General features: G+C 67.8%; 9 protein-coding genes. 6 read left to right on the top strand and 3 right to left on the bottom strand.

The features are described 5' to 3' along the window. The first annotated feature begins 262 nt into the window (after window positions 1–262). Genes FDA94_RS24505 through FDA94_RS24485 form a run of 5 tightly spaced genes read left to right on the top strand, consistent with a single transcriptional unit; the run spans window position 263 to window position 6,316 of the window. Window positions 263–2,371, top strand: coding sequence for a helix-turn-helix domain-containing protein (locus tag FDA94_RS24505; protein ID WP_137249419.1), 2,109 nt, complete (start codon window positions 263–265; stop codon window positions 2,369–2,371). Further along, window positions 2,368–3,300, top strand: coding sequence for a hypothetical protein (locus FDA94_RS24500; RefSeq protein ID WP_137249418.1), 933 nt, complete (start codon window positions 2,368–2,370; stop codon window positions 3,298–3,300). Before FDA94_RS24505 ends, FDA94_RS24500 begins: the two co-directional genes overlap by 4 nt. Continuing rightward, a complete protein-coding gene (locus tag FDA94_RS24495; RefSeq protein ID WP_137249417.1) occupies window positions 3,297–4,124 on the top strand; it encodes a DUF6339 family protein in 828 nt (275 codons plus the stop codon). Before FDA94_RS24500 ends, FDA94_RS24495 begins: the two co-directional genes overlap by 4 nt. Before the next feature lie 31 nt (window positions 4,125–4,155). Continuing rightward, entirely contained in the window at window positions 4,156–5,133 is a 978-nt protein-coding gene (locus FDA94_RS24490) for a DNA cytosine methyltransferase (RefSeq protein ID WP_246060135.1), read from the top strand. Between the two features lie 10 nt (window positions 5,134–5,143). Then, on the top strand, window positions 5,144–6,316 hold the full coding sequence (locus FDA94_RS24485; protein WP_137249416.1) for a DNA cytosine methyltransferase: 1,173 nt from the start codon (window positions 5,144–5,146) through the stop codon (window positions 6,314–6,316). A gap of 127 nt (window positions 6,317–6,443) precedes the next feature. Here the strand turns inward: FDA94_RS24485 and FDA94_RS24480 are convergent, their stop codons facing one another. Together FDA94_RS24480 and FDA94_RS24475 are read right to left on the bottom strand one after the other, a co-directional pair. Beyond that, a complete protein-coding gene (locus FDA94_RS24480) occupies window positions 6,444–7,856 on the bottom strand; it encodes a class II fumarate hydratase (RefSeq protein WP_137249415.1) in 1,413 nt (470 codons plus the stop codon). Continuing rightward, window positions 7,856–9,568, bottom strand: coding sequence for an NAD-dependent malic enzyme (locus FDA94_RS24475; RefSeq protein ID WP_137249414.1), 1,713 nt, complete (start codon window positions 9,566–9,568; stop codon window positions 7,856–7,858). Before FDA94_RS24475 ends, FDA94_RS24480 begins: the two co-directional genes overlap by 1 nt. A gap of 348 nt (window positions 9,569–9,916) precedes the next feature. Here FDA94_RS24475 and FDA94_RS24470 point away from each other — a divergent pair, with 348 nt between their 5' ends. Continuing rightward, a complete protein-coding gene (locus FDA94_RS24470) occupies window positions 9,917–10,120 on the top strand; it encodes a cold-shock protein (protein ID WP_137249413.1) in 204 nt (67 codons plus the stop codon). A gap of 63 nt (window positions 10,121–10,183) precedes the next feature. On the opposite strand, the gene FDA94_RS24465 is transcribed toward FDA94_RS24470, so the two are convergent. After that, window positions 10,184–10,486, bottom strand: coding sequence for a hypothetical protein (locus FDA94_RS24465; protein WP_137249412.1), 303 nt, complete (start codon window positions 10,484–10,486; stop codon window positions 10,184–10,186). Window positions 10,487–10,498: the final 12 nt, after the last annotated feature.

The raw sequence follows: 10,498 nt of genomic DNA, 5'->3' as shown, positions 1-10,498 counted from the left end.
AAACCCCACCCCTGGGAAAGTCATTGTGCGTCGACCCGCTTTGGCGAGTGCGTTGATGCTTGCATAAGCCTGATGCTTCGCGCAAGAGGGACGAAAATAGGACTTGTGGCACAAAAATGCATTATGCGTACATCTATCAGCCTTTCGAGGCTGGTGATGCGCTCGCCTCATAGGACAAGCTCCGCCGGGTGGTGTCAACTTTCGTTTGACGCTAGCCTGGCTGTCAAACAGTGCTCGATCAGACCCACGGAGCGACCCGCCGATGACGTTGGACGGTGACCACCTCCCCCCGGACCCCGAAGCCTTCGGTCCCTGGCTCGGCAGGCAGTTGCGCCGCAAGGGCGTGAGCCAGTCGGAGCTCGCCGCCGCCCTGGATGTGACCAGGGCGGCGGTGTCGGCCTGGATCACCGGGAGGGCGACCCCCCGGGTCGACAAGATCCAGGCGATCGAAGAGTTCCTCAACCTGGCCGCCGGAGCCTCGGCAACCAGGGATGAGACGCCCGAGTCCAGCGGCTACATCGCCTGGCATCACCGCGAGGCCCACCGCGACGGCGGGAGGGAACTGGGGAACGCCGCCGCCTTCGCGTTCGACTCCTCTCTGGAGATCACCGCGCGCGAGGCGACCCAGAATAGCTTGGACGAATGCCACGATCCGACGCGTCCGGTCCGGGTGCGGTTCATCCTGCACGAGATCAGCGGCGAGCGTCTTCGCCGCCTTCAGGAGGCGATCCGGTGGGACGAACTCGCCCCGCACATCGAGGCGGCGAGCGATCCCAATGAGAAGGTCGGCAAGCAGAAGGTCGGCCGGAAACTGGCCGAAGGTCTGCGGGAGCTCCAGGAAACCGGCAAGTTGTTGCTCCTGCGGATCGACGACTACAACGCGAATGGCCTGACGGGAGACGATTACGACGACGGGCGGTTCGCCGCAGTCGTGCGTCGCCAGCTCGACAGCCACAAACTCGGAACGGCCGGCGGCTCGTTCGGCTTGGGCAAGGCGACGATCTGGGGGGCCAGCCGCTTCGGCCTCGTCATCGTGAACAGCACCCTTTCCGAGCCTCACGAAGGGCTGCGGGAGCGCCGGGTGATCGGTCGCATCGATCTGCCGTGGCACCAGCTCAACGGTGCGCAGTACGCCGGTCCCGCCTGGCTGGGCAACCGCGATCCGAGCCGGGAGACCGCGGCGCGTTCGTGGTGGGCGGGCGAACGCGCCCTCGACGAGCTCTACCTCCGCCGAGCCAGCGGCGACCCGGGAACGAGCTTCCTCATCGTCGGCGCCCACGACCCATCGGGCGAAGCGAACTCGCTTGAAGAAATGCACGGCGCGCTCGTCCGGGGCCTGGCGACGAACTTCTGGGCCTCCATGGTCGCCGGCGACGGCAAGCCGCCGATGCTCGAAGCGTCGGTCGAAGCGTTGTGCGACGGGCAGGTCGTGGTGGCCGAAGAGCGGGTCGACCCCTATCGATACGAACCGGGGAGGGCGCGGGCTATCCGGGCGTTCCTCGACGGGACGACGGTCTCCCGGCTCACCAAGTCCGATGACGTCGTCGAACTGGCTGTTCCCTTGACCGTGCCGCCCCGGAAGTCGGAAAAGGGCCAGGCTCCGGTGGAGCACACCGCCGTACTCCTGGTCACACCGGCGGTCGAGGGCGATCCGAAGCCCAATCGCCTGGTCGGCATGCGCGGCACCCGAATGACCGTGGTGAATCGGCCCGTCACGGCGCTCTCCCTCGGTTCGACGCCGTTCCAGGCCGTTCTGTTGGCCGGGATCGTCGGTGACAGGAAGCTGCCGGCCGACACGTCGGCCGAGGCGTTCCTCCGCGCCGCGGAACCGCCAGAGCACAACGACTGGAAGGCCACGGAAGACCTGGTCGCCACCTATGCCCGGGGCGCGGCGACGCGGCTGCGGGAGTTTCGGCAGACCGCGTTCGCCCTGGTCCGGGCAACGGTGAAACCGGCCGAGAGCGTTGAGTCCGGGGGGACCCCCACCATCTTGCGCGACATCGTCGATTTGGAACCCACGCCCCCTGCCCGCACACGTGGCTACCCGACGGTCAAGAGCGCGACCGGAGACGTCGATGAGACCGGCGCGTGGCGGATCAGGGTCGAGATCAAGTTGCCGGAACGAGACGACCCCTGGGTGCTCCGGCCAGTGCTGCGATTCGCCACGCGTTCCGGCCCCAAACCCGAGGGCCGATGGGCCGAGTTGGTCGCCGAGTCGAACTGCGATGTCAACGGCGACATCCTGAGCTGTGCGCCCCGCGAGCGCTCCGCCGTGTTCACCGGCGTGAGTGATGTGGCGAGCCATCCGGTGGCCGGTCGCATGACGATCGTCGAAGTGGATCTCATCAGGGCCAAGGAGGGCGGCCGATGAAGCGGATCATGCCCTACCCGGTGTTGACCGGCGAGGTCACGATGACCATCCGGGAAGCGCGTCTCGACGACGTGCAGCTCCCCTACTCGGTGATCTCCGAACAGGATCGCACGGTCGTCCCGCGTCCGTTGGAGCGCGATGACTGGGAGGTCATCCGGTTGGGGGTGCAGGTCCGGGCCCAGCGATACGAGTTGGACGCGGGGCCCTGGTTGAGTCTCTCGTTCCTCGCGACAGCGTCCGAGCGCCGTACGAACGCTCACTCGGCGGTCAAGCTCATGATGGGCCAGCCCGGTGAGTGGACCGGGGAGGTGGAAATCCATCGAGATGATCATGTCGGCCGCGTACAGGTCTCCGGACAGCTCGTCGCGACGGTCGACGGCGTGCCCGGCAGAGTGATCGCGACCGTCAATCGGCCCTGGACGGTGGATCTGCGACCGGGAACGACGGCCCATCGGGAGTCCATCGACACCCAGTGGGCCAACTTCGCCGAAGACTCCCGGTTCTCGTGGTGCAAGACCGACCCGTGGACCGTCACGACTACCGACGAGACGGCCACGCTGGTCCTCAACAGTGGCTTCGATGGCCTGCGCGCCGTGCTGGAGAGCCCCACTGCCGCCGACCGCGCGACGCGCGAGGCGCTGGCGGCGCAGATCGCCGTCGATCTGTGGAGCACCCTCTTCAACGAGGCGGTCTACCACGTCGAAGGCCATGATTGGCCCGAAGGATGGCGGGGACAGGTGCTCCGCCGGATGTTGCCCGACATCTTCCCCGACTACTCTCCGGATGACGCGCTGCATGAGATCGTCAACGGTGGCACCGGAGCCATCCAGGCCCGCGTGCTCCATGCCGCGGCGAAGCAGGCGCGCATGCCACGGAGCCTGGGCGGCTTCATCCGCTCCCTGCGTAAGGTCGGACCGGAGGACGAGTGAACGCCACACTGGGATCGCTGCCGGACGCGGCCGCCGCGAAGTTCCTCACCACGGGTGTGCTGGAGAACAGCGAGCCGCTGCCCCGCGCCGCGATCGACAAGATCTCGGAGACGACCCAACGGGAGGCCGAGCCCGTACGCCAACTCTTCGATGAGGCCATGAAGCGCCATACGCCGGCCGAGCGGACGTCGGCCGACGCCTGGCTGGCGCCGGTGCTGCACGCCACCCTTCGACTGACTCGGCGTGAGGCCTCCGATCCCGGTCTCTGGAACTATCTGGCGATCGGGTTGGCGCCCGAGTACGTCTACTGGCGCCACATGAGCCGAGGCAATCCGCCGACGGTTTCCCGAACCAGGTTCTCGGGTCCCTTCTACTCGCAGGCCTTCGCCCGCCTGTGGTGGGCGGCCGAGCTGTTCCGCGACGGACCCGACTACGGCCCGGTCGCGGTGGCCTGCGCGAACCAAGATGTCATGAACACGGTGTTGCGGCTCGAAATGATCCTGCACCGACCCACCGCCCAGGCGATCATAAGATTGCTCGCCACGAACGTGATCCGAACCGGGCGTCAGGTGAACGCGTTGGCCGGGGCCGTGAACACCGCGGGCGGAACACTGTCCTACGAAGCCCTCGCGCCTGATGCCGCACGAGACGGTGACGCCTACCGCGATTGGATCGAGGAACTGGCGGGAGAGTTGGTTCCCTACGACACGCTCCCGTCCGGCCCCGCCGACGGACGGGCGAGGCCGGCTTCGGTGGACGTCCTGTCGACCCTGTTCAAGCAGCTCTACACGGAAATTCCGGCCGGAAGGGAAACCCCCGACTAGTTCGGGACGGTACCGCGGAAGGGGTTCACCCATGGAACGGCGATTCACTGGACTCGAGATGGGCGCCGGCGTCGGAGGACAGGCGCTCGGACTGGAAAGGGCCGGGTTCGACCCAGTCATCGCCATCGACAATGATCCACACGCGTGCCGGACCCTCCGGGCGAACCGCCCGGAGTGGGACGTGCTGGAGATCGACTTCAAGGAGTTCGTGGGAGCCGACTTCGGGCTCCGCACCGTTGATCTTCTGTCCGGCGGCCTGCCGTCCACGCCCTATTCCATCGCCGGTAAGCAGGACGGCCCACGGGATGAACGGGATCTGCTGGTCGCCGCGATCTGTCTAGCGATCGAGCTGCAGCCCCGGGCGATCCTCTTGGAGACCACCCCGTCCTTATTGGCGCCCAAGTTCGTCAACGTCCGCGCGGACGTCGAAGCCGAGCTCAAACACCTCGAGTACTCCTGGCAGTGGAAGGTTCTGGACGCGCAGGACTACGGTGTGCCCCAAACCCGGCGAAGCTGTCTGTTGGTCGCGATGCGGGCCGATGACTTCGATCACTTTTCATGGCCCGAACCCACCGCCTCCGTCGCCGCGACGGTGGGGGAGGTCCTGCGCGACTCGATGGCCGCGAACGGCTGGCGCGACGTGGATGCCTGGGCCGCTCTCGCCAATCGGGTCGCCCCCACGATCGTGGGCGGCTCGAAGAAGCACGGTGGCGCGGATCTCGGCCCGACCCGCACCAAACGCCAGTGGATGGAACTGGCCGTGAACGCCCACAGCCTCGGCGACGACGTGCCCGACCGGGATTTCGTGCTGGATCCCGGGCTCGGCCGGGATGGCGTGCCCAAATTGACGGTCGGTCAGGTGATGACCCTGCAGGGGTTCCCCGCCGACTGGATCGTGACGGGAAAGAAGACCGCCCGCTACAAGCAGGTCGCCCAAGCCGTCCCGCCCCCACTGGCGGAGGCCGTTGGTCACCAGATCGCGAAGGCACTGGCGCCCGGCTCTCGATAAGGTGACGCCCATGACCGCCACTTCCACCAACCCCATACGCATCGTTGACCTCTTCGCGGGGTGTGGCGGACTGACCCAGGGCTTTCATTCACTCGAGAGGGGGCATTTCCGAACGGTCGGGGCAGTCGAACTGGACGTCGCAGCCGCTTCCACGTATGCGGCGAACTTCGCCGCGGAGGCCGGCGGATCCGACCACGTCTACGCGGGAGACATCGCCGAGTGGGATCCCGCCGGCCTCGGATCCGAGGTGGAGGTGATTCTCGGCGGCCCGCCCTGCCAGGGGTTCTCCGGCCTGGGCAAGGAAGATCCCAACGATCCGCGCAACAAACTGTGGACCGAATACGTGCGGGTCGTCCGCGCGTTGCAGCCCAAGGTGTTCGTCATTGAGAATGTCGATCGGTTCCTCAAGTCGCGGGAGTTCGAGCTCCTCGACGCCTCGACCCGCGAGGGCGAGCTGCGCGACTACGTTCTGCGGACCAAACTGCTCAACGCCGCCGACTACGGGGTTCCCCAGACCCGCAGACGCGTGATCGTCCTGGCCACGCACCGGGATGTGATCGCTTCCCATCCGTCTCGCATGCCTCTGGGACACCCTGCGGCGACGCATCGAAAGCCCGACAAAAAGGGCGATGATGGCACGCTTTTCGCTCCGATGGAGTCATGGTTGCCCTCAAGCGTTGTTTTCAGCACGACACCGCCGGAGACGGAGACCACCGAACTCCCGGATCGCAGATGCGACTTTCTCGGGAAGGAGCTGCCCGGCAGCTTCCGGACCGTCGAACTGCACATAGGCCGTAACCCGACACCCCACTCTCTTCGTCGTTACCGGGCCATCCCCGAGGGGGGCAACCGGCACTCGCTTCCGGACGAACTCTCGACCGAGAACTGGATCAGACACCGCAGCGGTTCCGGGGACGTCATGGGCAGGCTGTGGTGGGACCGGCCGTCCGTGACCATCCGGACCGAGTTCTACAAGCCGGAGAAGGGGCGCTACCTGCACCCGAAGGCGGACCGTCCGATCACGCACCTGGAAGCCGCGTTGTTACAGGGCTTCCCGCTCGATTACCGCTGGGTCGGTACGAAGGTGCAGATCGCCCGCCAGATCGGCAATGCTGTGCCCGTGGGTCTCGCGAGGGCGATCGCCGGGGAGCTTCATGACTACCTGTCCGAGGCCGGATCCTGAAGCGCTTCCGTAGTCGGCTGCGGTTCGACGCGATCGGGTAGAGATCGCCCCTGGGCGGTGAGCCCAGAGCCGGGTGGCCTCCGCGACCAGGAAGGCCCGGTAGAAAATGCGTACCGGTCGAAACCGGTCATGTGCCGTCGGCCGTGCCGGGCCGGGTCAGCCGTTCCGGGACGACCACCCGGTCGAACAACTTCTCGTCGACGCCCGACTTCAGCGCCGCCTCCTTGAGCGTCAGGTCCTCGTCGAGCGCCCGGTGGGCGATCTTGGCCGCGCTGTCGTAGCCGATCACCGGGCTCAGCGCCGTCACCATCATGATCGAGCGCTCCACGTTCTCGGTCAGCCTCTCGGTGTCGAGGCGGGCGTCGGCGACGAGGAACTTGCGGAAGTGGTCGATCATGTCGGTCAGGATGCGGGCCGAGTGGAGCACGTTGTTGATGATCAGCGGGCGGAAGGCGTTGAGCTCGAAATTGCCCTCTGCGCCCGCCGCCGAGACCGCCGAGTCGTCGGCCATCACCTGGATGCAGACCATCAGCATGGCCTCGGCCTGGGTCGGGTTGACCTTGCCCGGCATGATCGAGGAGCCCGGCTCGTTCGACGGCAGGATCAGCTCGTGCAGGCCGCTGCGCGGGCCCGAGCCGAGCCAGCGCATGTCGTTGGCGAACTTGAACAGCGGCACGGCCAGCGCCTTGATCGCGGCCGAGACCCTGACCAGCGTGTCGCACGACGCCTGGGCGGCGAACGGGTTGGTCGCGCCCGTGAACGGGTGGCCGGTCAGCTCGGCGATCTCGGCGGCGACCTCCTCGGCGAAGCCGGGCGGCGCGTTCAGGCCGGTGCCGACCGCGGTGCCCCCGATGGCCAGGCGGTAGAGGCCCTTGGCGGTGGCCGCCAGGTGGTCGGCGGCGTCGTCGAGCTGGGCGGCGTAGCCGGACCACTCCTGGCCGACCGTCAGCGGGGTGGCGTCCTCCAGGTGGGTCCGGCCGATCTTGACCACGTCGGCCCACTGCCGGCTCTTCTCGGCGGCGGCGTCGCGCAGGCGGCGGGCCGCCGGGAGCAGGCCGCCCTCGACGGCCTCCACGGCGGCCAGGTGCATCGCGGTGACGAAGGTGTCGTTGGACGACTGGCCCATGTTGACGTGGTCGTTCGGATGGATCGGGTCCTTGGTGCCCAGCCTGCCCCCGAGCATCTGGATGGCCCGGTTGGAGATCACCTCGTTGACGTTCATGTTCGACTGGGTGCCGGAGCCGGTCTGCCAGACGTACAGGGGGAACTCGTCGTCGAGTCTCCCGGCGATCACCTCGTCGGCGACCTCCACGATGGCGTCGGCCTTCCACTGGGGCAGCCGCCCCGCGCGGGCGTTGACGATCGCGGCGGCCTTCTTGACGTAGCCGTAGGCGTGGTAGACGGCCTTGGGCATCCGGTCGTCGCCGATGTCGAAGTGGATCAGCGACCGCTGGGTCTGCGCCCCCCAGAGCCGGTCGGCCGGCACCTGGATCTCGCCGAGCGAGTCGCTCTCGGTGCGGGTCTCCTTGTACGTCGTCATCACCGCTCCCTCGCCCGGACCGGCCGGTAACGCGGGTGCCACATGGCGTCCTGGACCTGCTGGACGGGGTCGCGCAGGGTGGTGCGGGCCAGCTGCTCCCGGTCGGCCTGCTCGGCGACGGCGACGGCGACCGTGGCGGAGATCTCGCGCAGGTTGTCGACCTGCGGCAGCAGCGACGCCCCCGGCAGGGTCGGGTCGACCAGCCCGGCGACCGCCTCGGCGGCGGCCTGGAGCATGCCCCGGCTGACCCTCCGGGCCCGCGACACGATCACGCCGAGCCCCAGGCCCGGGTAGAGCAGCGCGTTGTTGGCCTGGCCGATGACGAACGTGATGCTGTTGTGGGTGATCGGGTCGATGGGCACGCCGGTCGCGACCAGGGCCCGGCCGTCGGTCCACCGGATCAGGTCGCCCGGCATCGCCTCGATCCGCTCGGTCGGGTTGGAGATCGGGAAGATGACCGGCCGTTCCACGTTCGAGGCCATCGTCCGGACGATCTTCTCGGTGAAGGCCCCGTGCGAGGTGGACGTGCCCAGCAGCATGGTCGGCTTGACCCGCGCCACCACCTCCTCCAGCCCGCCGCCGCCCTCGCCGGCCGGGCGGGCGTAGGGGACCTGGAAGTCCCGCAGGCCGGACATGTCGTCGGTGAGCAGGCCCTGCCGGTCGATCGGCCAGATCCGGCGGGTGGCCTCCTCGTGGTCGAGGCCGTCGCGGATCATCGCGTCGCGGAGCTGGTCGGCGATGCCGATGCCGGCCGTGCCCGCGCCGAAGACGACGATCCGCTGGTCGCGCATCGGCAGCCCCGACACCTTCACCGCGCTCAGCATGGCGGCCAGCACGATCGCGCCGGTGCCCTGCATGTCGTCGTTGAAGGTGGAGATCCGGCCGGTGTACTTCTCCAGGATCCGCCGCGCGTTGGAGGGCCCGAAGTCCTCCCAGTGCAGCATCGCGCCGGGGAACATCTTGGTCGCCGCGGTCACGTAGGCGTCGATGAAGTCGTCGTAGCGCTTCCCGCGTACCCGCGAATGCCGGTTGCCCACGTAGGCCGGGTCGTTGAGCAGCGCCTCGTTGTCGGTGCCGACGTCGAGCGCGACCGGGATGACGCGGTCGGGGTCGACCCCCGCCGCCGCCGTGTAGACGGCCAGCTTGCCGGCCGCGATGCCCGCGCCGCCGCCCACGCCCCAGTCGCCGATGCCGAGGATCTCCTCGGCGTCCGAGGCGACGATCAGGTCGACGTCGTCGGGCCCCAAACCGAGGTTGGCGAAGGCGCGCTCGATGCCGCCGGGGTCGTCGACGGACAGGAACACCCCTCGGGGCCGGCGGTATTCGTGGCTGTAGGTCTCGATCGCCTGCGCGACCGTCGGATCGTAGACGATGGGGAGCATCTCGCGCAGGTGGTCGCCGAGCAGCCGGTAGTAGAGGGTCTCGTTCCGGTCTCGCAGCGCCTCCAGGTAGACGTTCTTGAGCAGGTCGGTCGGCTGCGCCCGGTATTGGGCGTACACGCGATGGACCTGCTGGTCGAGCGACTCGGTCACCGGCGGCAGCAGGCCGTCGAGCAGCAGTTCCTCCCGCTCCTCCGGCGTGAACGCCGTCCCCTTGTTCAGCAGCGGCTCGCGCAGCAGTTCGAGACCCCGCAGGGACGTCGCGTACGAGCCGTCCTCCTGCTCGGAGAACGCCCGGCGGGCCGTGTCCGGCTTCCTGTTCCCAGGTGACATCGTCACCATCCCCCCGTCTCGCCCACGAAAGTGGCTGTCCGACGGGCCGTGCCCCCGCGACACGCAGGGCAAAGCCAGGTTTTCGCCAGGAATCACCCATGATCCGGTTCGGCCGACCGGGCGGCCAGGTTTTTCCGCACCGCCGTTATAAAGGCTGGGCTGCCGTGATACTGTCTTTATCAGTTGCAGTTGTGGTTCCCGAAGACTTCAAGTGCCTCACCGATGAAATGAATCGGTGGTGGCACTTTCGTATTTCCGGATCATTTTTCCGGTCGGGGTAATCATCGCGGCGACGCGAGGCGCGCACAGTGCACGTCTCACGGGGCTCAACCCCGAAGGAGAAATATTATGGCTACCGGTACCGTGAAGTGGTTCAACTCGGAAAAGGGCTTCGGCTTCATCCAGCAGGACGGCGGCGGCGCCGACGTCTTCGCCCACTACTCGAACATCGCCGCCCAGGGCTTCCGGGAGCTCCAGGAGGGGCAGCGCGTGAGCTTCGACGTCACGCAGGGCCAGAAGGGCCCGCAGGCCGAGAACATCGTTCCCGCCTGACCCCGAGCACGACCTGACCGGGCCCGCGCCACACGGCGCGGGCCCGGTTTTCTCGTCCGGCGATCAGTGCGCGAACACCTCGAAGTGGTCGACGGTGGTCTCCCGGTCGACGAGATAGCGGTCGTCCTGCGGGTAGAAGACGGCCGTGCCCGGCTCGTCGCCGGCGAAGGCGCGGACGGCCTCCCACGACTCCCAGAGCGTGACGAGGAAGAACTCGGTCCGGTCGCCGTCGTCGCGGCGGGTGAAGGTGACGCCCTGGTTGCCGGGGGTGGAGACGTAGCCGGGGTGCCCGGTCTCCATGAGGTAGTCCGCATAGGCGTCGGCGTCTTCCCGCCGGGTCCAGCCGCGCCAGGTCCGCATAATCATCACACCAGTAAA

Origin of the sequence: Herbidospora galbida (assembly GCF_005233835.1) — a bacterium.
GTDB lineage: Bacteria > Actinomycetota > Actinomycetes > Streptosporangiales > Streptosporangiaceae > Herbidospora > Herbidospora galbida.
Note: the sequence above shows the minus strand (reverse complement) of the source record. Positions and strands in the feature narration are given on the sequence as shown.

What these genes read in the sequence shown, in the direction of transcription:
- FDA94_RS24505 (WP_137249419.1), top strand. Translation starts at nt 263, where the DNA reads ATGACGTTGGACGGTGACCACCTCCCCCCGGACCCCGAAGCCTTCGGT.
- FDA94_RS24500 (WP_137249418.1), top strand. Translation starts at nt 2,368, where the DNA reads ATGAAGCGGATCATGCCCTACCCGGTGTTGACCGGCGAGGTCACGATG.
- FDA94_RS24490 (WP_246060135.1), top strand. Translation starts at nt 4,156, where the DNA reads ATGGAACGGCGATTCACTGGACTCGAGATGGGCGCCGGCGTCGGAGGA.
- FDA94_RS24485 (WP_137249416.1), top strand. Translation starts at nt 5,144, where the DNA reads ATGACCGCCACTTCCACCAACCCCATACGCATCGTTGACCTCTTCGCG.
- FDA94_RS24480 (WP_137249415.1), bottom strand. Translation starts at nt 7,856, where the DNA reads ATGACGACGTACAAGGAGACCCGCACCGAGAGCGACTCGCTCGGCGAG.
- FDA94_RS24475 (WP_137249414.1), bottom strand. Translation starts at nt 9,568, where the DNA reads ATGTCACCTGGGAACAGGAAGCCGGACACGGCCCGCCGGGCGTTCTCC.
- FDA94_RS24470 (WP_137249413.1), top strand. Translation starts at nt 9,917, where the DNA reads ATGGCTACCGGTACCGTGAAGTGGTTCAACTCGGAAAAGGGCTTCGGC.
- FDA94_RS24465 (WP_137249412.1), bottom strand. Translation starts at nt 10,486, where the DNA reads ATGATTATGCGGACCTGGCGCGGCTGGACCCGGCGGGAAGACGCCGAC.